The following is a 21,934-nucleotide window of genomic DNA, read 5'->3' on the forward strand; positions in this document are numbered from 1 at the left end:
CGAGGAGGAGGGTGGCCGCCGGTATGGTCGTCATGGACAACCTGACCCTGCAAGGCGCGTTACGCGTCCTCGATCCGGATCTTCGCCACGCGCCAGGGCTCGTCGATCGGGCCGGTGACGGCAAATGGGATTACGAGCTGAACCAGGACCTCCGTCGTTGTGTGGATCTGGCGTGTCTCGGTCAGCTGGTGCAGAACATCGTGCTGTTCGACGAGATCGGCACCGGCCGCGGTTTGCTGCGGTCGTGGTACCCGCAGCGGCGGCCGGCGATGCGGTTCCAGCGCCGACCGCTCTGGCCGGACACCACGGCGATGGAACCCTTGAGCCTTCCGCCCCAGTTCGACGGTCTGGACACGGTGCTGTCCGTGGTCGAGGACGGCGACTGGTTGGACTCCGTCGCGGTGTCCGTCGCCTTGGCGCGAGACTGCGTGGACAGTGAACTGTTCGCCCGCTACATCGTCCGGCTGGCACAGGAAGGAGCGCTCGGCACATTTTTGGACATCACCAGCGCGTACTTCGAAACCGGCTACTCCGACAGCGGGATCTTCCCGGACCTGGGCGAAACGATGGACTTTCTTCATCTGCTGTACCTGATCAGGGACGAAAGCCACGCCGCCAGGCCGATCCCGCACACCACGGCCGACGAGCAAGATGTCGAAGTGCTGGCGGAGTGCGTCCGCGCGCTGCAGGAGAGAGTCCGGGTCCTGGAGGCGACGACCACCGCCGCCGAGAAGTTCATCGCGGCCGAGGATTGGGCCCGGCAACGGCAGGACAGGACGAAGGCGGGAGCCGAGGAGTTCTTCGGCATCCCGGTGACGGGCTCGAACTTGGTGGAGAAGAAGTTCGCCGAAGGGGATGTGCTCCGTACTGTCTGCGCCACCCTCTACTACCAGCGCCTGGCCGACTCGATGGCCGCCTCGTACATACCGCACCCGTTGCGTGCCCCGTTCGCGGTGCTTCAGGAGGCGGCCGAGAACCATCGTGCCGGGGTCAGCGAAGCCGAGACGGTGGCGACCCTCGAGTATCTGCGGGCGTGCAGGGCCCGTGAGATCAATCGGATCGTCGCCGGTCGTGGTGCTTCGGCCGGACTGTGCGTCGACATCGAACTGCCGTTCGTCTTGGCGGCTGTCCTTCACGAAGCCGACTCCTCCACGAACGTCATCGAAGCGGCACTGAGTCTTCGTGAGACCAGAAAGGCGAAGAACCTGCGCTCGTGGTTCACCGACCTGCACCTCCGCGTAGCGCAAGGGGACATCGCGTTGGTGGAGCTGGAAAGCAAGTTGGACGATCTGCGCAACGCTGTCGCGAAATGGCAGTCCGCCGGCAGTTCACCTGGTCCCGAGGTTCAGGTGACGGCAGGACTCAACCTCGGGTTCGCGTCCGCGCAAGCGAGTGCCAAGAAACAAACCTCGTCACGACTGCCGAGACCACCGAGGCGGTTGCGGTTCCTTCAGGACCTCGACCGGATCAGCGACGCCACCCCGCGGCTCGCTCCGGTGCTGGCTCGTGTCTTCGGAGAGGACATGGCACGGTCCTGGACCACCGGCCAGGCGGTCTTCACACGCGCGACAGGCGTCGCCAAGGAGTTTCCGCTACTCGACTTGCGCACGCCGAGGTAAGGAAGAGTCGCGGCGCCACCGGAGCCGGCCCGCACCACGATGCGGAAGGGCGCAGTCATGATCCCCGTCTTGCCCACGGGCACTTGATGGTGCTGTGGACTCTCCCTGGGCATGCAGTGCTGAAGGTCGATGCGCCCGCCAGTGGGCAGACCCCAGCTGGGCAGCGACGACGCGCCGATCTCGCTACGGAGCACACGGGCGGTCAGCGGCGCGTTTCCTCGCGTTCAGGACGGCCGGTGACATGCTCGGCCAGATGGCCGCGAGGTCTATCCTCGCTGTCGCAGCGGTGTCCACGGCAACGCTGTGGACAGCTCCACTGCTACGCTGACCTGCGGATACTGGAAAAGAGCGGATCCAGTGTCCACACGTGGACGTCAGACGGCCGATGCGGGCCGATTCTGGTTTTCGACCACCTCGCGGGGGATCGTGGTCCCGGCGTGAGCTATGTCTTCATCACCAGTGAGTGGGGTGGTGAGGTCCTGAAGGCCCTTCTGCGTGGTTGCGGTAGAGCACAGGAACCGGTGGTCTCAGCTGGAACTGGGACCGCGCACTCAGGCGAGGCCTCGAGCGTAGAACGCGCTCGGGGCCTTCGTCGTGTCTACGGACTCCGCACAGCGGACGGTAGACACCGGTTGCGTAGCGAGCCCTTTTCATGTGCGCGCCGGTGCGGGACGCTTCTTGTGTTCCGGTCCCACCCCGGGACGTCGCCGACAGGGCCAGTGGTTCCAGCCGCGGAAGACCCCAGAGGCGAGTGCTCGTAAATCCGCAACCACCAAGCGCACCACCTCGCCCGCCCCTGCCGGACTCCGGGGCGGGCAGGCGCGCTTCATACGCAGAGATGCCACGCTCGAAGAGCGATAGCGATGTCCGGTACGGGCGCTTGGTCGGCTGCTCGGGGCTCGGACGCCGTGGCCCCGGCACGTCCACTGCCGCTAAAACCGCTATAAGGGTGTCATGACTGATCGCTGGATTTATTGCTACAGCTCCTGGGGCGCCAAAACCGGGCACAGCGACCACATGAACGAGATGGCGGCCAAGGGCTGGGAACTGGTGAGCGCCAACGCGGCCTACGACGGGAGTTTCGTCTACCACCATTTCTACTGGAGGAAGCGCGCTTGATCCAAACGCGTAGGCTCTCCGAATGCGGATCGGCGAGCTTTCCAAGCGCACGGACGTGAGTCCGCGCTCGCTGCGGATGGTCGCTCCGCCGGCCCGGGATCCCCGCAACGTCATCGCCGTGGGGGATATGTCGGTGCCCGACCTCGACGGAGTTCTCGCACCCGAGATCACCGCGGTCCAGCCACTCTCCGACGCCCCGGCCGCCCATAAGGTGGCATGAGAACTGCCCACCCTGACCGCCGAAGGGGCCCGGCAGCGCACCGGCCGCCGGGCCCCTTCGGTCGTCACCGGGTTCTAGTCCACGCCCTTGACCTTTCTCGGCTTCCGGACGTTCCGGCGGAGGGTGAACAGCAGAGGGGAGAGCAGCCCGGCAACGACCAGCGGCATCGTGGTGGGCATCTTGACGGCCAGGAACGCCAGCGCGCACACGATGCCGAGCAGCAGCACCGTGACCGGGATCAGCAGGATGACCGCGCGCCTGGTACGACGCTCGTCACCCAGGACGTAGTGCAGCAACTCGGTCCAGCTGGTGGTCTTGTGCGAATACGGTGGCGTGGCGCCGAATTTTGTCCACCAGGCGGCAGCCGGCCCTCGGTACTCGTCGTCGCCGTCCCAAGAACGAATACGATCTTGCTGGTACTCGACTTCGGCGGCGAGGTTCAGCTGCTGAAGCAGGTCGGCTGCGTCCTTCCTACCCGTCGGCGACGTCGTCGCGGCGCTGACGGCCTTGTCGCCACTGGAGCGGACGTTCTCGGTCGCCCGGTGCAGCTTCGTCCACAGGTCCATCACCAGGTCGATCTGGGTGGGGGTCAGGCCGCAGGCTTTGACGAAGGCGCGGACCTGGTCGGGGTTGCTGGGCAGGCCGGGGCGTTTGGTGTCGGGCAGGCTGTAGGCGGTGGAGCGCGGCATGCCGGTCTTGATCGAGATCTGACCGCAGCTCAGCGGCGAGTCGGCGAGGATCCGGCCGAGCAGGGCCCGGAATTCGGTGGCGTCGCTCGCGTCGAAGACGAGCTGCTGCTCGCCGGGGATGGTCGTGGTCATCGCCGGTCCTCCTGCTCGTGGTGCAGGCGGGCGAGTTCGTCGGCCGCCGAGCGCAGGAACCGCAGGTTCTTCCCGATCTCGCCGATGCCGCGCGGGATCGCGATGACGGCGACGAAGACGACCATCACGCCCGCGGCGATGCCGGCGGCTCCCACGATCGGGGTGTGGTCGTGCATGTTGAGGTAGATGGTCAGGCCGACGGCCAGCGTGATCACGAAGGCCTCCGGCCAGGTCAGTCTGACCGCGGCCGGGACGGCGCCGCCCCCAGGGGGCGGGCTCACCGCTTTCAACATCATGTTGTGGTGCCCTTCTGCGAAGAACGCGCCTGCCCGCCCCGAAAACCTGGAGAAGGGGGCGGGCGAGGGTGGTGCGTTCCGTGGTTGCGGATTTACGAGCACTCACCGGTCGGGCTGCTGTGGCTGGAACCACCGCCCTGTCAGCGACATCCCGGGGTGGGACCGGAACACGAAAAGCGTCCCGTACGCGCACGCCCCTGAGAAGACCTCGCGATGCAAACGGTGTCTACCGGGGGCCGGGCGGAGTCCCGTAGACACGACGAAGGCCCCGAGCGGAATTTACGCTCGAGGCCTCGCCTGAGTGCGCGGGCTAGTTCCAGCTAGACCGCAAGTCCCTGTGCTCCACCGCAACCACGCAGAAGGCTTCAGGACCCTCACCACCCGCACTCACGGGCGGAGAAGACAACGCACGGACACCGGACAGCACGGACCGGGGCATGCGACGCGGCGACCGCGCGCAGACGTAGCTGGTCATGATGCCTCCAATCCAGGCTGGGTAACCGCCGAGGCTTGCGAGAACAAGAATGACCTCCCGCCGGCCGACGCAGGTCCACGTATGGACATCAGACACCCGGTTTCCGAACTCGCGCAGGTCAGCAGTGTCGCAGAGCCGTCCACAAAGATCACGTGGACACCCGTGGGCACGTATCGATGAACGCCCGCGCCACAGCTCGCCCCTCAGGTCACCCGCCCTTGGTCACGCTCAGCAGGTGCGCTTTGAAACCCGCGCCGTAGGTGGCGGTCGGGGTGCCGGCGTAGTCCTGGATGAGGACGTTGCCTCCGCTGCAGCCCCACGGGTTCCACGTCCACGCCGTATACCCGAGGCCGTGCGCGTCCAGCCACGCCGTCACCTGGTCGAGGTAGTCGTGCGCGCACGAGTCCTGGCCGATCTCCCCGGCGTGTACCGGAACCTGTGCGGCGACCGCGCCGATCTGGCCGTCCCAGCAGGTTGAGGTCTTGCAGGCGTTGAAGTTGTACGAATGCCATGACGCGACCACGTTGTTCAGCGGGTCGATCGGCCGGTAGGTCAGCCACTGGGAGAGGTCGTTGGTCCAGGTGAGCCCGGCGGTCATGACGACGTTCGTCGCGCCGGTCGCGCGGACCGCGTCGAGAAGGTCCTGCATCCCCGCCACCTCGTAGCCGATGCCGGTGCACTGGCCGCCGTCGCGGAGGCAGCGCCACTCGTCGGCCGCGTTCGCCCAGTTGTCGGCCGCGTCCGGGTAGGGCTCGTTGAACAGGTCGAACACGACGGCGTCGTTGCCCTTGAACGCGGTGGCGACCTGAGTCCAGAACGCCGGGGTGTGCTGCCTGCTCGGCATCGGTTTCTGGCAGGTGGCGTTGACGTCCGCACACGCCGACACGTTTCCGGTGTACTGCCCGTGTGTCCAGTGCAGGTCGAGAATGGGGTTGATGCCGTTGACCACCAACAGGTTCACGTAGTCCCTGACCGCTTGCTGGTAGGCGGGCCCGCTGGGCGAACCGGACAGGCCCAGCCAGCAGTCCTCGTTCAGCGGGATGCGCACCGCGCGGATGTGCCAGGTCTTCATCGCGTCGACCGACGCCTGATCGACCGGGCCGCTGTCCCACATGCCCTTGCCCTGCACGCAGGCGAACTCGCCACTGGCGCGGTTGACGCCGAGCAGCCGGTGGGCCTTGCCGTCGGCGGTCAGCTGGTTCCCGGACACCTTCAACGCCGGCGCGGGCCCGCCGGCTGGCGGCTCGGTCGGTGGGCCACCGGTGCAGGCTGCGCCGTTGACCGCGAACTCCGACGGCGTGCCGTTGCTGCCGCTATAGGAGAAGTTCGCGCCCGGTTGAACACTGCCACCGGCCGCGATGGTGCCGTTCCACGTCTCGTTCCGCACGGTGAGCTGATTGCCGGACTGCGACCAAAGGCCGTTCCAGCCCTGCTGAAGAGTCTGATTACCGGCGTAGGAATACGTCAGGGTCCAGCCGTTGACGACCGTGGTGCCGAGATTCGCGATGGTCACGGAGACGCCGAAGCCCGAGCCCCAGTCCTTCGCGGTGTAGTCCACACGGCAGGCGAACGCCGCAGCCTCGGTACTCGCTCCGGAGACCGGTGTCCCCGACAGCGCCACGGCGGCGCAGGCGCTCGCCACGACGAGGAGTTTTCTCGCTGTCACACCCATGGACACTCCTTGTGCTCGGTGAGCCGATCACTCTGGGAGCGCTCCCAGAGTGGTCTCGTTGACCGATCGGGGGAGGTCCTGTCAATTCCGGGCGCAGCTCCAGACGGGAATTCATCCACCCGCCGATCGGCGATTAGGCCGGGTGGGCCAATCGCCGATCGGCGGGCTGAGGTGCCGGATCCGCTACCGACACGATCACACAGTGGACAGGCGCGGCGAGGCGGTGTCCTCAAAGGCGCGGGATGTTGCGGAGGTTGGCCCGGGCGAGGTCGATCATCCGGCCCACCCCACCTTCGAGTACGACCTTGCTCGCGGCCAACGCGAAGCCACCGAGCTGACCTGCGGTGATGTGGGGCGGGACGGACAACGCGTTCGGATCCGTCACGACATCCACCAGCGCGGGACCGTCGTGGCTCAGTGCCTCCTTGAGCGCCGGACGCAGCCGGGTCGGCTCGGTCACCCGCTCGGCACGCAATCCCGCGCCACTGGCGATGGCGGCGAAATCCACCGGCCGGTGATCGGTCTGATAGTCGGGCAGGCCGTCCACCAGCATTTCCAGTTTCACCATGCCGAGCGAGGAGTTGTTGAACGTCACGATCTTGACCGGAAGATCGTGCAAGGCCACGGTGAGCAGCTCGCCGAGCAGCATGCCGAGTCCTCCGTCGCCGGACATCGACACGACCTGGCGTCCCGGGTAGGCGAACTGCGCGCCGATGGCGTGCGGCAGGGCGTTGGCCATGGTGCCGTGCAGGAACGACCCGATGACCCGGCGGCGCCCGTTGGGCGTGAGGTACCGGGCCGCCCAGACGTTGCACATGCCGGTGTCGACGGTGAAGATCGCGTCGTCCGCGGCGAGTTCGTCGAGGAGGTCCGCGGCGAACTCCGGATGGATGGGCACATGCCGTTCGACGTTGCGGGTGTAGGCGTCGACGACCTGTTCCAGCGTTTTGCAGTGCTCGCGCAGCATGCGGTCCAGGAACCCGCGGTCGGTCTTGCGGCGCAGCAGCGGCCGCACGGCCCGCAGGGTCTCCCGTACGTCGCCGTGTACCGCCAGTTCCAGCGGGGTGCGCCGGCCGAGCCGGGTCGCGTCGTGGTCGACCTGCACGGTCCGCGCCTGCGGAAGGAAGGAGTCATAGGGGAAATCGGTTCCGAGAAGGACCAGGAGATCCGCGTCGTGCATGGCCCGGTAGCAGGCGCCGTAGCCGAGCAGGCCGCTCATTCCGACGTCGTAGGGATTGTCGTACTGGATCCACTCCTTGCCGCGCAGGCTGTGGCCGACCGGAGCCTGCACGGTTCCGGCCAGCTCCATCACCTCGGCGTGCGCGCCGCGCACCCCGGCACCGGCGAACAAGGTGACGGTCTCGGCTTCGTTGATCAACTCGGCGAGCCGGGTCACCTGCGGCTCAGGCGGCACGACCGTCCCGTGCTCGGTGACCGGCGTCCCGTGCCCGGTGGGCGAAACGGCGTCGAGGTGCGCGATGTCGCCGGGCAGCACCAGCACCGATACCTCGCCGCGGGACAACGCGTGCTGCATGGCGATCCGCAGCACCCTCGGCAACTGAGCGGGCCTGCTGATCTGCTCGCAGTAGCCACTGCAGTCGACGAACAGCCGTTCGGGATGGGTCTCCTGGAAGAAGCCGGTCCCGATCTGACCGGACGGGATATGCGAGGCGAGCGCGAGAACCGGGGCTCCCGTGCGGTGCGCGTCGTAAAGTCCTTGCACCAGATGGGTATTGCCGGGACCGCAGCTACCGGCGCACACCGCGAGCCGTCCGGTCAGCTGGGCCTCGGCGGCCGCGGCGAACGCGCCCGCCTCCTCGTTGCGGACGTGCACCCATTCGATGCCCGGGGTGCGGCGGATCGCGTCGACGACGGGGTTGAGGCTGTCTCCGACCACGCCGTAGATCCGTTCCACCCCGGCCTGCACCAGGACTTGGACGAATTGCTCGGCGACGTTGGGCTTGGCCATCACGACCCCTTCGATGCTCCGGCGGCGGGACTACGTTCATGATCCACGTGCGGGCGCCGCCTCGCAGGTCCTAGCCGAGCGCGGCCGTGGAGCCGACGACGACGCCGTAAAGATCACCGATCGTGGCGAGTGCCGCACGGTGCTGTTCCGCCGCGGTCACCGTGCCGGCGACGGACGGGAGCGAGCGCGTGGCGCAGGCGGCCGCCACCACGGTCGGGGTGTTCCCGCGCAGGAACGCGCCTTCCGCGGTGAACGTGACGCACATATGGGTCATGAACCCGGCCACGACGACGTCCTGGTGCCCGGCGGCGTCGACCAGTTCCCCCAATGGTGTCCCGACGAACGAGTTCGGCGCGGTCTTCACCACGACCTGTTCACCCGGAAGGGGAGCGACGCGCTCGTGGATCCGGCCGATGTCCTGCCCGAGGTCGTACGGGCTGCCCTCACCGCCGTCGTGCATGACGTGGATGACCGTCGCGCCCTCCGCGCGAGCACGCGCCAGCAACGTGGCGGCCTCGTCGAGCGCCGCTTCCCAGCCGTCGAGTTCCATCACGCCGCGCGTGTAGGTGTTCTGGTAATCGACGAGGATCACCGTCGCGTCCGAGAGTGCCGCGGGGGCCGTCGGCAGGTCGCTGATTTCGCGGAGAGTGGTGCTGGTCATCGTGTTTCCTTCGCTTTCCGTCGGTACGGCTAACATCGTGGCTGACCCGATCCGAGATCGAGATACGGATTCGGGTCAGCAATGGTCGAGATCGGCCGACATCCACGGGAAGGGGGATCGATGAGCGCTCCGAGGGTGGCCGTCCTGGCGTTCGAGGGGATCAGTCCGTTCCACCTCGCCGTGCCGTCGCTGGTCTGGGGACCCGAAGCCCCGGCGGGCGACATGGAGCCGTGGCCGATCACGGTCGTCGCCGCGAAGCCGGGCTTGCTCGCCACGAGCGCCGGCTATTCCATCGACGTTTCCGCGGACCTCGGCGCGCTCGCGGACGCCGACATCGTCGTCGTGCCGTGGTGGTCCGATCCGGAAGCCCCGACGCCCGCGCCCGTCTCCGCCGCGCTGCGGACCGCGCACGAACGCGGAGCACTCGTCGTCGGGCTGTGCTTGGGGGTCTTCGCCCTCGCGGATGCCGGCATCCTCGACGGTCGCGCGGCGACCACCCACTGGAAATGGGCCGAAACGTTCCGGAGGCGCTTTCCCGCGGTGGAGTTGCGTCCTGAAGACCTGTATGTCGACGAGGGCGACGTCGTGACCGGCGCGGGCGCGACCGCCGGGATCGACACCTGTCTTCACTTGCTCGCCCGCCGGGCCGGGCAGGTCGTGGCCAACCGTGTCGCCCGGCGGATCGTCGCCGCGCCGCACCGGCCCGGTGGCCAGGCTCAGTTCATCGAGCTCCCTGTCCCCGCCCCGGACGAGGATCCGCTCACCCAGGTGATGAGCTGGGCGCAGTCCCATCTCGACGGACAGCACAGCATCGACAGCCTCGCCGCCCGAGCCCATATGAGCAGGAGTACGTTCACCCGCTCGTTCCGAGCCCGCGCCGGGACCACCGTTCACAATTGGCTTGTCGCCCAACGCCTCGCGCGGGCGCGGCACCTTCTCGAGACGACCACGCTCGGCATCGACGCCGTCGCCGCACAATCCGGCTTCGGGACGTCTGCCCGCCTTCGCGAGCACTTCGCCGCCGCGCTGGGCACGACGCCGACCCGCTACCGGGTCGAGTTCTCCGCCGAATCCCGGGCTAGGGCCGCCGCGCGATAGCGGCGACGAAGGCGATGATCGCGGTCAGCGTGCCGAAGATCGTGGTCAGCCCGACGGCGATACCGGTCGCCTTGTGGAACCCGAACACGAAGTCGAGCTGGGAACCGAAACTCACGCCGTGCGCCAGCGGCGAGAAAACCAGGTTCATGATCACGAAGAATACGTTGATGGCGCCCAGCGTCCACGCGCCCGCGACCGTACGCAAGAAGGTGAACACGGCGAGGACCACCAGCAAGCCCGCCGAGCAGAACCCGCCGACCACGTTGATCCACACCCCGCTCGGCCAGGGCTCCGGGAAGTTGTTCACGAGGATGTTGGCGACGGCGAACCAGACGAGCAGGCCGGCGGTGAGCAAAGCGAGCAGACCGGCGAGTATCGAGGCGACGGGGTTCGCGCGCAGCCGTACGGGCGCGCCGAACTGCTGGGGATAGCTCGGTGGCGGGTAGCCCTGCTGCGGCTGACCGTGTGGTGGATTCGCCTGGTGTGGCTGCATTCGCAGGAGGTTACTGGGGTGACTGTGCGGAGCCGACCCGGGACAGCCCGGTTATGCCATATTGGGTCATATGCCTACCGCTCCCGAATATTCCGACGAGGCAGTGGAAAACGACTACGACAAGTTTGCCGAGGCGTATGCGGCCGAAAACGAGACGAGTCTGAACAACGCCTACTACACGCGGCCCGTGATCCTGGACCTGGCGGGCGACGTGGCAGGCCGACGAATCCTCGACGCCGGGTGCGGGGCAGGTCCGATTTTCGCCGGCCTGCGGGACCAGGGCGCCATCATGACCGGCTTCGACTCCAGCGCCAAGATGGTGGAGCTGGCCCGGAAACGGCTCGGCCCCGACGCGGCACTGCGAGTCGCCGACCTGAGCGCACCGTTGCCGTATCCCGACGGCGCGTTCGACGATGTCATCTCCGCCCTGGTGCTGCACTACCTGGAGGACTGGTCCGCGCCTTTGGCCGAGATCCGTCGCGTGCTGAGGCCCGGTGGCCGGCTGATCCTGGCGGTCAACCACCCCTTCATCTTCAAACTGCTGTATCCGGAGGCCGACTATTTCGCGACCGTCCAGTGGTCGGAGGAGTACACCTTCGACGGCGAGAAGGCAGTGCTCACCTTTTGGCATCGCCCACTGCATGCGATGAGCGACGCTTTCACCGCGGCCGGCTTCCGGACCGTCGTCATCAGCGAGCCATACCCGGCGCCAGGTGCCAGGGAGCGGTTCCCCGACGAACTCGCCGGGAAGACCGCCTTCCTGAGTTTCCTGTTCTTCGTACTCGAGGTCGTCTGAACGGATCTCGTCACCGCCGCATCAGGCCGATCATGCAGTCGTGGCCGGTCGGCAGCTCCCGGACCCGCTCGCCTGCCGGGACAGGACGCCGGGTGATGCCCGTCGGCTGGCCCTCGACACAGTGAATGTGGGTACGCGGGATCGTGTTCGGGATCGGTGATCCCGAACGCGCGGGATCCTGACGCGCACGGTTCACAACGTGATGCCGCCCCACGTCAGCTACGAGCTGACCACGATGGGCCGGACCTGAGCGAAGCCACCGCACCGCTGCCCGAGTGGACCATCACTCACCTGCCGCGTATCAACGACGCCCGCGCGTTGTATGACAACCGCTAGGTCGCTACGTCGCCGACCTGCCGAGAACCTGGCGTCGACCAGGCAAAACGCTCTCAGATGGCCGCTGAGCACCGAAACCCGCCCGCCCGGTGTCATCACCCCGGCGAACGAGGATTTGTTCGGGCGCGGTTCGCGATCCCTAGGACCCCAGTTTTTCGCGCCTCAATGCGGCCGTTGACAGCCGTGCAAACCAGCGGCGATCCATGTCTGGCGACACTCAGTTATAAGAGGCATTATCACCGTGTCTCGCTCCCTGGTTAGTTACGCGTGCCAGGTTAGATAAAACGGTTAAGCGTAACGCGTAACGTGCAACCTTTGACACGAAAAGGCCGGTTTCCCTGCTGAAAAGCAGCGAAACCGGCCTAAGGGACTCGTGTTCGGATATCTACTGGTGCGGGTTGCCGAGCTTGTCCATTCCCTCGCGGATCCCGTCCTCGATGCGCCGATACGTGTCCGCGCCCGTCACCAGGCTGTCGGCGATGCCACCGACCGTGTCCACCCCCGCCGTGAGCCGATCCCCAGCCGCGCTTATGTGCTTGGTCAGCGTGTCGCTGAACGTGGTGGCGGCGGGAACCTCGCCGAGGAGGTGCGAGACCAGTTGCAGCCGCGACATCGCGCCTGCCGCGGCGCGCAACGTCGACGTCGCTCCGTCCAGGACACCCGCGGCACTGACCAGCGAATCGGGATCCGTTTCGTATCCGGCATCGCCGGGGGAGAGCGCACCGTCCGGGTCGAGGCCGAGCTCTTCCAAGGAGATCCTGGTCAGCTCGGGCTCGTCCCACTTCGAACCCGGGTTCTTCTGGTAGCCGTAGGCGCCGGATTCGTGCGCCAGCACGATCTCCCCGTCGATCTCGACGGCTTCCTCGACGCCGTGCGAGTCATAGCCGTCCTCGTTGCCCGGCTCGCCGCCCTTCAGTTCGATCTCTTCGCGATCGTTGAAGTCGAACCACTCCGGTGTCCGGTCCTGCCGGTAGAACTTGCCGCTGTGCCCGTCGGAGGAGGAGAAGATGAACTCGTCGTCGCGGACCACGACGCCTTGGACGTTGTTCGGGGTCTCGATCGGTTCCCCGGCTTTGTCCGGCTGAGGTGAGCCGTTCTCGCCGACGGGGACTTCGTAGAGCCGGTTGTTGGTGTAGTCGCCCACGAAGAGCTTGCCCTGGGCGTAGGTGACGTAACTGTGGGCGGGCGTCGGGACGACGTCCACGGCCTCGACCGGTCTGCCACTGTCCTGTGCGGCGTCGAGTTCGGCCTTGTCGTAGACGTAGACGTACCCGTTGGACGACACCCAGACGTGCTTGCCGTCCGTCGCGACACCGCCGGTGTGGGTCGGTGCGCCGACGTCGCCGTTGCCGTTGAGGTAGACGTTCCCCGTTTCCACGCCGGTTTCGTAGTCGACGTAGGTCAGCCGGCTCGGCGTCAGCCCAGGCCCGATCGGGCTGTCGCCGGAGCCGTCACCGTCACCGTCGTGGTACGAGCCGACGAGCAGGTTCTCGCCGTCGTAGGCCAGACCTTGGGAAGTCCACGGCTCGCCTGGGTCGACACCGCTGATGTCGGCGTTGCCGTCGCTGTCCCAGCCGCCATCGGCGCCGTCGGTCGTGGCCGCCAGCGCGGTCAGCTTGTTTTCGTAGGTGTGCTGGGCGGCGGTCAGCGCCCGGATGGTCCTCATGGCGATTTCCGGTGCTTCGGCGAGGTCGCTCAGGCCGAGCCGGCGCCACGGCGCGATGGCCGTATCGGCCGACGTCCGCAGCGCCGAGTACGCCTTGGCGGCGCCTTTGACGGCCGACTCAGCGGTGTGGAGCTGTTCGTAGACCTCGGCGACGGCCCGCGAGGACTCTTTCGCCTTGTCGACGAACTCCGCGGCCGCCGTACCGCGCCATGACCGCGCCGCCCGCGAGGCGCCGTCGGAGATCCCGTCCGCGACGGTCCGCAACGACGCCTTGGCGTCGGCGATGGTGGCGCCGACTTCGGCGATGCCCGCCACGTCACCCGAGGTGAGCTTGGCGTAGAGCGGTTCGGGATCAAGGAACGGCATCGGCTCCTCCTCGGTCAGCGGTCGCGTTCTGACGTCGGCGGGCGGACACCGGTTCCCACGATCCACCGCTCAGGACAACATGCCGCCGTCGACCCGCAGGACCGTCCCGGTCACGTAGGAGGCGCGGTCACTCAGCAGCCAGGCCGCTGCCTCGGCGACCTCCTCGGGTTCGGCCATACGACCCAACGGCGTACGCGCGTTGAGCCGGTCGAGGATGCCCGGCGAGCTCTCGACCCACTCGTTGAACATCTCGGTCAACGTCGTGCCGGGGGCGACGGCGTTGATACGGATTCCTTCCGGGCCGTAGGTGGTCGCGGCCGAGGCGGTGAGGCTGTTGACGCCGCGTTTCATCGCGCCGTACGCGGGCAGCTCCGGATTGGCCATCAGGCTGCCGACGCTGGTGTTGTTGACGATGGCCCCGGTTCTTGCGGTGGCCCGGATCGCTTCGATCTCGGCCACCATCGACAGCCACGGCCCCTTGAGGTTCACCGCGTAGATGTGGTCGAAATCGGCCTCGGTCACCTGGTCCATCGGCCCGGGCGGCACGTTCGTCGCGCCGTTGTTGAACGCGACGTCGAGCCTGCCGTGCAACTCCACGGCACGGTCGACGGCCGCGCGGATGCTCGTCGCGTCGCCGAGGTCGCACCCCACGTAATCCGCGACGCCGCCTTCCGCGCGGATCTCCTCGGCCACGGCCTTCAGCTGGGACTCGGTGCGGGCGGCGAGCACGACGCGGGCGCCTTCCCTGGCGAACAGCCGCGCGGCGGCGGCACCGATACCGCGCCCCGCACCGGTGACGAAGGCGACCTTGCCGTCCAGCAGGCCCGAAACAGTCGTTGTGTTGGTCATGGCACCGAGAGTCCACCGGCACCGAAGGCGTATCCAGGCATCGGCGGTACCTGGCTGACGCACGGCGATCGTCCACACTGGAGAAGTGGACAGAGCACAACTGGCGGACTTCCTGCGCGGCAGGCGCGAGCGGATCACCCCGGCCGACGTCGGCCTGCCCGCCGGGCCACGCCGTCGCACGCCGGGACTGCGCCGCGAGGAAGTGGCGCAGCTGGCCTTCATCTCGACCGAGTACTACACACGGCTGGAGCAGGCTCGCGGTCCCCGGCCGTCTCGTGAGGTGCTGGGCGGGCTGACCAGGGCGCTGCGGCTGTCGGACGTGGAACGCGACCACCTGCATCACCTCGCCGGTGCGCCGCCGGGACCACCGCCAGGTCCTTCCCGCGAGATCCGGCCGAGCATCCTCGCGCTGCTGCGACGTCTTCCGCTCGCGGCGGCGATCGTGCTGTCCGCGACCTACGAGGTGCTCGCCTGGAACGACCTCGCCGCGGCCCTGATGGAGGACTTCTCCGCCCTGCCACGCCGCGACCGCAACCTCGTCCGCCGCGCGTTCCTCGGGCCACGACCGGAGGGAAGGCGGCTGTACGGGGTCTCCGACGCCGACGAGTTCGCCGCGAGCGCGGTCCGGAAACTGCGGGCCACCGCGGGCCGCTACCCCGACGATCCCGAACTCACCGCGCTGATCCGCGAACTGCTCGACGGCAGCGAGGAATTCGCCCGGCTGTGGGCGGCGCACGACGTCTGTGCCGCGCCGATGCTGTGCAAGACATTCCGGCACCCGGCGGTCGGCCCCGTCAACGTGAACTGCGACGTCCTCGACATCAGCGACCGGGATCAGCAGGTCGTGATCTACACCGCCGATCCCGGTACGCCGTCGGAGAACGCGTTGCGTCTGCTATCGGTCGTCGGAACGCAGCGAATGGACGTCCCGCTCTGAGCCTTTTGTAGGTTCCCTCGATACCAGCGGATCGATCCGCAACGCGATGGCCAGGGCGAACCGACCGGCCGGGTCGTCGATCGTGCCGCCGAAAAGGGTCCGCAGCTGCCGGATCCGGTACCGGACGGTCTGGACGTGGACATGCAGTTCGACGCCGATCGCCTGTGGTTGGTCGGGCCGAGCGAGCCACACCGCGAGGGTCGCGGTCAGCCGCTGCCGCGCCGGTTCGGGCAAACCGGCCAGCGGGGCGAGGACGTCCTTCGCGAACTCGCCGGCGAGTTCCGGATCGGCGGTCAGCAGCAGATCGATGCGATGATCGGTGGTGTGGACGAGGGCGCTTTCGCCCAGGGCACCGGTGCTGGACAGCCGCCACAACGCGCTCGCCCGGTGGGCGCTGAGCGTGGCAGAGCGGAGCGGCACCACCGGGCCGACCCCGGCCTGGTCGCGGCCGAGCAGCTCCCGTAACCGGCCGAGATACCACTCGAGCCGGTCGGCGGGCATGACCACCGCCGTGAGGTCGTGGTGTCGGCCGATCAGCACCCGGCCCGGCATCCGGTCCAGCAGCCGCGGCGCGACCTCTGCGCTGGTGACGGCGATGACGAGCCGGTCGGGCAGCACCCACGCGGCCTGGCTCGCGGCGTCGTCGAGCACGTCGCGGGCGGTCGCCGGTTCGGCGAGCAGTAGACCGAGGAGCCGGTCCCGTCGCGCCTGCCCGGCTCGCGCCGCCTGTGACCGCGCTTCGGCGTATCCGTCGGCGGCCGCGGCCGAGAGTTCCGCGATGAAGGCGAAGAGCGCTTCACCGAGTTCGACGATCGCCTGGGTCGGCAGCTCCACGGTCGGTGCCGCCGAGGTGAGTTGCCGCCACACCCCGAGCGCGGCCGACTGGTAGAAGCCGAGCATCTCCTCCAGGCTGCGGCCGGCGTTGTGCTGGGCCCGGCCCTGGGCGCGGTAGATCTCGCGGTCGGTGGTGACGTCGGGATGGCCGATCTCGCTGAAAAAGGCGCCTAGCGCGACGTCGAGAGTGCGTTGGAGGTTCGCCGCCGTCCGATGATCCAGCGGAATCCGCAGCCCGGCGCGGATCTGGTCCATCGCGGCCGACGCGATCGCGGCGGTGTCCGGCTCCAGCCGGGTGAGCACCGAGGCGTCGAGCCGGCGCCACGGCTGTGCCGACGGCGTACTCATAGAGACAACCTAGAGGCAACCTACAAAACTCCGATCGAGAACGCGCGCCTCCGTCCTAGCGGTCCACCCGCTTTCCGGCGGACGCTGCTCGCAGCATTCGACGACGCGTGCAGGAGGCGGCAGTGACACGTTCTCGCTGGGGAAGACTCGTTCGTATCGCCGCGGTGGCCGGCACCGCACTGGCCCTCGCCGGACTCGCGACCCCGGCCATCGCGGCGGAGCGACAGGTATACGTCGCGATGGGTGACTCGTTCTCGGCCGGTTCCGTGGTCCTGCCGCAGTCCGATCTGCTCACCTGCGCCCGTTCCGCGGTCAACTACGCGGGTCTGCTGGCGAAGGAGCTCGACGTCGACGAACTGCGCGACGTCACCTGCGGCGCCGCGACCACGGCGCATTTCGCCAACCCGCAGAAGGGCATCATCTCCGGCACCAACCCGCCGCAGTACGACGCGCTCTCCGCGGACACGACGCTGGTGACCGTCGGCATCGGCGGCAACGACGTCGGGCTGGTCGGGCTCGCGACGTCGTGTGTGAACCTGCTCCCGGTCGGTGCCTCGTGCAAGGCGGCCAACACCGCGGGCGGGGTGGACAAGTACGCGACCAGGATCGACGCCTTCGCCGCGACTTACGGCACGGTCATCGAGCAGATCCGTCAGCGCGCGCCGCGGGCGAAGATCGTCATGGTCGGCTACCCGACCGGGATCAAGGGCGGCGGCTGCTGGCCGGTGGTCCCGGTACTGCCGCAGGACGCCGACTACATCCAGGCCAACATCGACCGGCTCAACGCGCGGATGGCCGAGCAGTCCGCGGCGCACGGCGCGAGCTACGTCGACATCCGGACGCCGAGCATCGGTCACGACGCGTGTCAGCCGATCGGCGTCAAATGGATCGAAGGACTCATCCCGTCGGTGGTGAACAACAGCTTCGCACCACTGCACCCGAACGCCGCCGGACTCGCGGCCGTGGTGCCCAGCATCCGCAAGGTGCTCTAGCCCGCCGTCGGCGCCAGGAAAGGACCTTTCCTGGCAGAATTTGCAAGGAAAGGTCCTTTCCTGGCGCGCGTGGGGCGTGGGATCAGGCGGTCGGCGCCCAGTACAGGAGCCGGTTCGGCGAACCGGAGCCCGGGTTGGTCACCTTGTTCGGGGTGGCCGCGTTGATGAGGGCGGTGGCCACCTGTGCGGGTGTGGCGGTCTTGTTGTTCTGCAGATAGCGGGCCGCGACGCCGACGACGTGCGGGGTCGCCATCGAGGTGCCGCTGATGGTGTTGGTCGCGGAGTCACTGGTGTTCCACGACGAGGTGATGCTCGTACCCGGCGCGAAGATGTCCACGACCGAGCCGTAGTTGGAGAAGCTGGAGCGCGCGTCGGTGTTGGTGGACGAGCCGACGGTGATCGCCTGCGTGACGCGGGCGGGGGAGAAGCCCGAGGCGTTCTGGTTGGAATTACCGGCGGCCACGCCGTAGGTCACGCCCGCGGCGATCGACCGGCGGACGGCGTCGTCGAGGGTGGTCGATGCCCCGCCGCCGAGGCTCATGTTGGCCGCGGCCGGCTTGACGTGGTTTTTGGTTACCCAGTCGATGCCCGCGATGACACCGGCGGTGGTGCCGCTGCCGGAGTTGTTGAGGACGCGGACGCCGTAGACGGTGGCGCCCTTGGCGATGCCGTACTGCGAACCGGCGATGGTGCCCGCGACGTGGGTGCCGTGGCCGTTGCCGTCCTGGGCGACGGCGTCGTTGTCGACGAAGTCGTAGCCGTTGCGGGCACGGCCGCCGAAGGTGGTGTGGCTGACCCGCAGGCCGGTGTCGATGACGTAGACGTTCACGCCGGCGCCGGTGGAGGTGTAGCTGTAGCGCTGGTCGAGCGGGAGGTTGCGCTGGTCGACGCGGTCGAGACCCCAGGACGGCGGGTTGACCTGCGTCGCGGTCGCGTGGACGACCTGGTTCTGCTCGACGGTCACGACCGACGGATCGGCGGCCAGCCGCTTGGCCTGCTTCTCCGACAGCGACGCGGCGAAGCCCTTGAGCGAACCGCTGTAGACCTGCTCCACCTTCGCGCCGAAGCGGTTCGCCAGCGCGTCCACGACGCCGGTGTCCTTCAGCGTGACGATGTAGCTGTTCGGGATCGCCTCAGGTGATCCCGCGGCGAGGATCTGTCCTTCGGCGGCCTGTGCGGGAGCGGCGGTGACGCTGATCGCCACCGCGACCACGCCCGCCATTCCGGCACCGGTCAGCCAACGCGTTTGTCTCGTCTCTCGCATGTGTTCGTCCTGTCGTTTCGCAGGGGGACCGGCCGGTCAAGACCACAGCGGCGGAAAGGCGGCCCAGCTCGACCGCATGGGACGGCACCTGCCGAAGCCCACGAAGATCGAGGTTATTGAGCGCTTGACATGTCCGAATCGACTGAATGGGGCAGGGCCCGACCTTCGTCTGTCGTCCATTAGCGGCGGGGTGCCCTGCACGGAAAGTGTGCCCCGGCCCCTCCGTACCCTGTATGGGGAACATCTGACGATCACTGGAGTCCGAACCACCGTGCCAGCCACTTCGAGCCTGCGAGCCGACTGCGAGAACTGCTTCGGTCTGTGCTGTGTCGTCCCGGCCTTCGCGGCGTCCGCCGACTTCGCGATCACCAAACCGGCGGGTCAGGCCTGCCCGAACCTGCTCGCGGACTCCCGGTGCGGCATCCACGACAAGCTCCGCAAGACGGGTTTCACCGGCTGCACGGTCTACGACTGCTTCGGCGCGGGTCAGAAGGTCTCCCAAGTCACCTTCGACGGCGAAGACTGGCGGAAGGCACCGAAGACGGCGCGGTCGATGTTCGCGGTGTTCCCGGTCATGCGGGATCTGCAGGAACTGCTCTACTACCTCACCGAGGCGGCCGCGCTGCCGACGTCCGCGCCGATCCGCGGCGACCTGACCGAGCTGATCGACCAGACCGAGCGCATGACCCTCGAGAAGCCCGACGTGCTGCGGAAACTGGACGTCCACCCGCACCGGGGCGGCGTGAACGGCCTGCTGCTGCGCGCGAGCGAACTCGCCCGCGCCGAGGTTCCGGGCAAGAAGAAGGACCGGCGGGGCGCCGACCTCATCGGCGCGAAGCTCAAGAGCGCGAACCTGCGCGGCGCGCTTCTTCGCGGGGCGTACCTGATCGGCGCGGATCTGCGGGGCGCCGATCTGCGCCAGGCCGACGTCATCGGGGCCGACCTGCGCGACGCCGACCTCCGTGGCGCGGACCTGCGCGGCGCGCTCTTCCTCATCCAGTCCCAGCTGGACGCGGCCAAGGGTGACGCGACGACGAAGCTCCCCGAGTCGCTGTCCCACCCCGCGCACTGGTAGCCGTTTCTGTCGGGTCACCCCCGCGTTTCGTCCTCTAAACGCGGTGGTTCGCGCTGCCAACTACCGCATTCAGAGGACGAAACGCGGGGGTGGGGGGCGCTCAAAGTGCGCATCGGGTGAGCGGTTTACCTGCCAGACTGGGATCCATGCGTGCCGATCGCCTGGTGGCCACTCTCCTGCTGATGCAGGCTCGTGGCCGAGTCACGGCTTCCGAGCTGGCCGACGAACTCGAGATCTCGGTCGCCACGGCCAGGCGTGACCTCGAAGCACTCTCCGCGGCCGGTGTGCCGGTGTACCCGCAGCCGGGCCGGGGCGGTGGATGGTCGCTGATCGGTGGCGCGCGGACCGACCTCAGTGGACTGTCGGCGTCGGAGGCGCAGGCGTTGTTCCTGCTCGCCGGGCCGGCGGCGTCGATCTCGCCCGAGGTCAAATCCGCGCTGCGGAAACTGGTCCGTGCCCTGCCCGACACCTTCCGTGCCGACGCACAGGCCGCCGCGGACGCGGTCGTCATCGACCCGTCACGCTGGGGAGAACGAGAGAAGGAACGCCCAGAACTGCTCGCCATCCTGCAGGCCGGGATCGTCCGCCGCCGCAAAGTCCGCTTCGATTACGCGAAGAAGGGGGCCGATCCGGTGGAGCGGTTGGTGGATCCGTGGGGGCTCGTGGACAAGGACGAGATCTGGTACCTCATCGCGGGTACGGAGAAGGGGCAGCGGACCTTCCGCGTCGATCGCATGTCCGACGCCGAAGTGAGCGACCTGCCCGCCGCGCGCCCGGACGACTTCGAATTGCCGAGGGCGTGGGAGCAGGTGGTCGATCGAGTCGAGCGACGCCGGTCGGGGCTGGACGCGACCGTGCTCATCGCCGAACGGCATCTCCCGATCCTTCAGGACCATTTCGGACGGCAGTCGGTCGTCGAGGAGACGGTCGACGACGGCCGCGTGCGGGTGACGGTGTCGGCCCCGGTGGCCTGGATGATCGCGCAGCAGCTCGCGGGCTGGGGTTCGATGATCGAAGTGCTGGGGCCGCCGTCGGTACAGGAGGAACTCGCGCGGATCGGCGCGGAACTGGTCGAGCGCTACGCGGCACCGGTGCGGTAGCCCTGCGGGCTGACGCCGTGTTCGCGTTTGAACGCGGCGCTGAGCGCGAACGAACTGCCGTAGCCGACCTGCCTGGCGACCGCGCCGATCGTGAGCTCGGGGTGCTGGCGCAGGAGATCCGCGGCGAGCGCGATCCGCCAGTTCGTGAGGTAGGCCATCGGTGTCTCGCCGACCGCGGCGGCGAAGCGCCGGGCGAACGCGGCCCGTGAAACCCTGGTTTCCGCCGCGAGGCTCGCCACCGTCCACGGCTCGGAAGGCTTGTGCTGCAGCAGTTTCAATGCCCGCCCGACGACGGGGTCGCCATGCGCGCGGTACCAGGCCGGTGCCGAAGCGCCCGGCCGGTCGAACCAGGTCCGCAACGCGGCGACCAGCAGGAGATCGAGCACGCGGTCCAGTACGGCTTCCTGCCCAGGCGAATCTTTGACGATCTCTCCGGCGAGCAGCGGCACGAGCGGGTTCTCCCAGTCCTCGTCCCGCACGACCAGCAGCGGTGGCAGCGCGTTGAGCAGCCGCCTGCTGATCTCGCCTTCGAGCGGATAGGTGCCGGTCAGCAGGACGACAGGGCCGTCCGGATCGCTGCCCCAGGTGCGGACGCCGAGGTCGGACAGCTCGGTGAGGTGCCGCCCGTCCGGGGTCAGACATTCCTGTCCCGGCAGGATCATCGCCTGCGGCGGGGTGGCCGGGTCGTCCGCGACGAGGTACGGGTCGGGGCCACGGGCGATGGCGATGTCGCCGGTGCCGAGCCGGACCGCGTCCCCGTGATCCGGCACGACCCAGGACTCGCCGCGCACCTGGGCCATCACCGTCAGCGGCGCCTCGTCCTCGATCCGCAGTGCCCATGGCGGGGTCATCACCGACTTCAGCAGGAACGCGCCGCGGGCGCGGGGTCCGTCGAGCAGACCGGCGAGGGGATCCATGGGGCGAAGTG

General features: G+C 68.2%; 22 protein-coding genes. 10 read left to right on the forward strand and 12 right to left on the reverse strand.

Annotated elements, in window-relative coordinates:
- Nucleotides 1-11: 11 nt before the first annotated feature.
- The 3 genes from AVL48_RS09105 (at nucleotide 12) to AVL48_RS09110 (ending at nucleotide 2,958) form a co-directional block, all read left to right on the forward strand.
- Nucleotides 12-1,619, forward strand: coding sequence for a hypothetical protein (locus AVL48_RS09105; protein ID WP_143104986.1), 1,608 nt, complete (start codon nucleotides 12-14; stop codon nucleotides 1,617-1,619).
- Nucleotides 1,620-2,573: 954 nt separating this feature from the next.
- Entirely contained in the window at nucleotides 2,574-2,738 is a 165-nt protein-coding gene (locus tag AVL48_RS38935; protein ID WP_156515761.1) for a hypothetical protein, read from the forward strand.
- Nucleotides 2,739-2,760: 22 nt separating this feature from the next.
- Nucleotides 2,761-2,958 (forward strand): hypothetical protein, encoded by a 198-nt coding sequence (locus tag AVL48_RS09110; RefSeq protein ID WP_061988086.1) that lies wholly within the window; start codon nucleotides 2,761-2,763, stop codon nucleotides 2,956-2,958.
- A 74-nt stretch (nucleotides 2,959-3,032) separates the two neighbouring features.
- Here AVL48_RS09110 and AVL48_RS09115 read toward each other — a convergent pair whose 3' ends face one another.
- From AVL48_RS09115 to AVL48_RS09135, 5 genes are all read right to left on the reverse strand, one after another.
- Nucleotides 3,033-3,779, reverse strand: a complete 747-nt coding sequence (locus AVL48_RS09115; protein WP_061988084.1) for a hypothetical protein — start codon at nucleotides 3,777-3,779, stop codon at nucleotides 3,033-3,035.
- Entirely contained in the window at nucleotides 3,776-4,060 is a 285-nt protein-coding gene (locus AVL48_RS09120) for a hypothetical protein (protein WP_074975787.1), read from the reverse strand. Before AVL48_RS09120 ends, AVL48_RS09115 begins: the two co-directional genes overlap by 4 nt.
- Before the next feature lie 698 nt (nucleotides 4,061-4,758).
- Nucleotides 4,759-6,222: a cellulase family glycosylhydrolase gene (locus tag AVL48_RS09125; protein ID WP_061988080.1), complete on the reverse strand. Its 1,464-nt coding sequence runs from the start codon at nucleotides 6,220-6,222 to the stop codon at nucleotides 4,759-4,761.
- A gap of 229 nt (nucleotides 6,223-6,451) precedes the next feature.
- Nucleotides 6,452-8,191 (reverse strand): pyruvate dehydrogenase, encoded by a 1,740-nt coding sequence (locus tag AVL48_RS09130; protein WP_061988078.1) that lies wholly within the window; start codon nucleotides 8,189-8,191, stop codon nucleotides 6,452-6,454.
- 70 nt (nucleotides 8,192-8,261) lie between these two features.
- Complete coding sequence (locus tag AVL48_RS09135; protein ID WP_061988076.1) at nucleotides 8,262-8,852, reverse strand: isochorismatase family protein; 591 nt, start codon at nucleotides 8,850-8,852, stop codon at nucleotides 8,262-8,264.
- A 120-nt stretch (nucleotides 8,853-8,972) separates the two neighbouring features.
- Between AVL48_RS09135 and AVL48_RS09140 the strand changes: the two genes are divergently transcribed.
- Nucleotides 8,973-9,950 carry a GlxA family transcriptional regulator gene (locus AVL48_RS09140; RefSeq protein ID WP_244162643.1) on the forward strand — a complete coding sequence of 326 codons (978 nt, stop codon included), beginning with the start codon at nucleotides 8,973-8,975 and terminating at the stop codon, nucleotides 9,948-9,950.
- Here AVL48_RS09140 and AVL48_RS09145 read toward each other — a convergent pair.
- On the reverse strand, nucleotides 9,931-10,443 hold the full coding sequence (locus tag AVL48_RS09145; RefSeq protein WP_061988072.1) for a hypothetical protein: 513 nt from the start codon (nucleotides 10,441-10,443) through the stop codon (nucleotides 9,931-9,933). The genes AVL48_RS09140 and AVL48_RS09145 overlap by 20 nt on opposite strands.
- A 70-nt stretch (nucleotides 10,444-10,513) precedes the next feature.
- Between AVL48_RS09145 and AVL48_RS09150 the strand changes: the two genes are divergently transcribed.
- Nucleotides 10,514-11,239, forward strand: a complete 726-nt coding sequence (locus AVL48_RS09150; RefSeq protein WP_061988070.1) for a class I SAM-dependent methyltransferase — start codon at nucleotides 10,514-10,516, stop codon at nucleotides 11,237-11,239.
- 10 nt (nucleotides 11,240-11,249) lie between these two features.
- On the opposite strand, the gene AVL48_RS38150 is transcribed toward AVL48_RS09150, so the two are convergent.
- On the reverse strand, nucleotides 11,250-11,435 hold the full coding sequence (locus AVL48_RS38150) for a hypothetical protein (RefSeq protein WP_143104987.1): 186 nt from the start codon (nucleotides 11,433-11,435) through the stop codon (nucleotides 11,250-11,252).
- A 6-nt stretch (nucleotides 11,436-11,441) separates the two neighbouring features.
- On the opposite strand from AVL48_RS38150, the gene AVL48_RS39985 reads away from it, so the two are divergent.
- Nucleotides 11,442-11,489 (forward strand): hypothetical protein, encoded by a 48-nt coding sequence (locus AVL48_RS39985; protein WP_244162647.1) that lies wholly within the window; start codon nucleotides 11,442-11,444, stop codon nucleotides 11,487-11,489.
- 471 nt (nucleotides 11,490-11,960) lie between these two features.
- Here AVL48_RS39985 and AVL48_RS09155 read toward each other — a convergent pair whose 3' ends face one another.
- On the reverse strand, nucleotides 11,961-13,607 hold the full coding sequence (locus AVL48_RS09155) for a WXG100 family type VII secretion target (RefSeq protein ID WP_061988068.1): 1,647 nt from the start codon (nucleotides 13,605-13,607) through the stop codon (nucleotides 11,961-11,963).
- 69 nt (nucleotides 13,608-13,676) lie between these two features.
- Nucleotides 13,677-14,456, reverse strand: coding sequence for an SDR family NAD(P)-dependent oxidoreductase (locus AVL48_RS09160; RefSeq protein ID WP_061988066.1), 780 nt, complete (start codon nucleotides 14,454-14,456; stop codon nucleotides 13,677-13,679).
- Between the two features lie 85 nt (nucleotides 14,457-14,541).
- On the opposite strand from AVL48_RS09160, the gene AVL48_RS09165 reads away from it, so the two are divergent.
- The gene (locus tag AVL48_RS09165; RefSeq protein ID WP_061988064.1) at nucleotides 14,542-15,393 is read left to right on the forward strand and encodes a helix-turn-helix transcriptional regulator; all 852 of its coding nucleotides are present in this window, start codon (nucleotides 14,542-14,544) and stop codon (nucleotides 15,391-15,393) included.
- Here the strand turns inward: AVL48_RS09165 and AVL48_RS09170 are convergent.
- Nucleotides 15,352-16,575 (reverse strand): PucR-like N-terminal domain-containing protein, encoded by a 1,224-nt coding sequence (locus AVL48_RS09170; RefSeq protein ID WP_061988062.1) that lies wholly within the window; start codon nucleotides 16,573-16,575, stop codon nucleotides 15,352-15,354. The two genes, AVL48_RS09165 and AVL48_RS09170, sit on opposite strands and share 42 nt — an antisense overlap.
- Nucleotides 16,576-16,739: 164 nt before the next feature.
- Between AVL48_RS09170 and AVL48_RS09175 the strand changes: the two genes are divergently transcribed.
- On the forward strand, nucleotides 16,740-17,567 hold the full coding sequence (locus tag AVL48_RS09175) for an SGNH/GDSL hydrolase family protein (RefSeq protein ID WP_061988060.1): 828 nt from the start codon (nucleotides 16,740-16,742) through the stop codon (nucleotides 17,565-17,567).
- An 82-nt stretch (nucleotides 17,568-17,649) separates the two neighbouring features.
- On the opposite strand, the gene AVL48_RS09180 is transcribed toward AVL48_RS09175, so the two are convergent.
- Nucleotides 17,650-18,831 carry a S8 family peptidase gene (locus AVL48_RS09180; RefSeq protein ID WP_341865684.1) on the reverse strand — a complete coding sequence of 394 codons (1,182 nt, stop codon included), beginning with the start codon at nucleotides 18,829-18,831 and terminating at the stop codon, nucleotides 17,650-17,652.
- A gap of 271 nt (nucleotides 18,832-19,102) precedes the next feature.
- Between AVL48_RS09180 and AVL48_RS09185 the strand changes: the two genes are divergently transcribed.
- Entirely contained in the window at nucleotides 19,103-19,906 is an 804-nt protein-coding gene (locus AVL48_RS09185) for a pentapeptide repeat-containing protein (RefSeq protein WP_061988056.1), read from the forward strand.
- A 146-nt stretch (nucleotides 19,907-20,052) separates the two neighbouring features.
- The gene (locus AVL48_RS09190; protein ID WP_061988054.1) at nucleotides 20,053-21,006 is read left to right on the forward strand and encodes a helix-turn-helix transcriptional regulator; all 954 of its coding nucleotides are present in this window, start codon (nucleotides 20,053-20,055) and stop codon (nucleotides 21,004-21,006) included.
- Here the strand turns inward: AVL48_RS09190 and AVL48_RS09195 are convergent.
- Complete coding sequence (locus tag AVL48_RS09195; RefSeq protein WP_061988051.1) at nucleotides 20,985-21,923, reverse strand: AraC family transcriptional regulator; 939 nt, start codon at nucleotides 21,921-21,923, stop codon at nucleotides 20,985-20,987. The two genes, AVL48_RS09190 and AVL48_RS09195, sit on opposite strands and share 22 nt — an antisense overlap.
- Between the last annotated feature and the right edge of the window lie 11 nt (nucleotides 21,924-21,934).

The organism is Amycolatopsis regifaucium (assembly GCF_001613935.1).
Taxonomy (GTDB): Bacteria; Actinomycetota; Actinomycetes; order Mycobacteriales; family Pseudonocardiaceae; genus Amycolatopsis; species Amycolatopsis regifaucium.

Bases quoted from the DNA above. Each gene is read 5' to 3' on its own strand.
- AVL48_RS38935 (WP_156515761.1), top strand. From the start codon at position 2,574: ATGACTGATCGCTGGATTTATTGCTACAGCTCCTGGGGCGCCAAAACC.
- AVL48_RS09110 (WP_061988086.1), top strand. From the start codon at position 2,761: ATGCGGATCGGCGAGCTTTCCAAGCGCACGGACGTGAGTCCGCGCTCG.
- AVL48_RS09115 (WP_061988084.1), bottom strand. From the start codon at position 3,779: ATGACCACGACCATCCCCGGCGAGCAGCAGCTCGTCTTCGACGCGAGC.
- AVL48_RS09125 (WP_061988080.1), bottom strand. From the start codon at position 6,222: ATGGGTGTGACAGCGAGAAAACTCCTCGTCGTGGCGAGCGCCTGCGCC.
- AVL48_RS09130 (WP_061988078.1), bottom strand. From the start codon at position 8,191: ATGGCCAAGCCCAACGTCGCCGAGCAATTCGTCCAAGTCCTGGTGCAG.
- AVL48_RS09135 (WP_061988076.1), bottom strand. From the start codon at position 8,852: ATGACCAGCACCACTCTCCGCGAAATCAGCGACCTGCCGACGGCCCCC.
- AVL48_RS09140 (WP_244162643.1), top strand. From the start codon at position 8,973: ATGAGCGCTCCGAGGGTGGCCGTCCTGGCGTTCGAGGGGATCAGTCCG.
- AVL48_RS09145 (WP_061988072.1), bottom strand. From the start codon at position 10,443: ATGCAGCCACACCAGGCGAATCCACCACACGGTCAGCCGCAGCAGGGC.
- AVL48_RS09150 (WP_061988070.1), top strand. From the start codon at position 10,514: ATGCCTACCGCTCCCGAATATTCCGACGAGGCAGTGGAAAACGACTAC.
- AVL48_RS09155 (WP_061988068.1), bottom strand. From the start codon at position 13,607: ATGCCGTTCCTTGATCCCGAACCGCTCTACGCCAAGCTCACCTCGGGT.
- AVL48_RS09160 (WP_061988066.1), bottom strand. From the start codon at position 14,456: ATGACCAACACAACGACTGTTTCGGGCCTGCTGGACGGCAAGGTCGCC.
- AVL48_RS09170 (WP_061988062.1), bottom strand. From the start codon at position 16,575: ATGAGTACGCCGTCGGCACAGCCGTGGCGCCGGCTCGACGCCTCGGTG.
- AVL48_RS09180 (WP_341865684.1), bottom strand. From the start codon at position 18,831: ATGCGAGAGACGAGACAAACGCGTTGGCTGACCGGTGCCGGAATGGCG.
- AVL48_RS09190 (WP_061988054.1), top strand. From the start codon at position 20,053: ATGCGTGCCGATCGCCTGGTGGCCACTCTCCTGCTGATGCAGGCTCGT.
- AVL48_RS09195 (WP_061988051.1), bottom strand. From the start codon at position 21,923: ATGGATCCCCTCGCCGGTCTGCTCGACGGACCCCGCGCCCGCGGCGCG.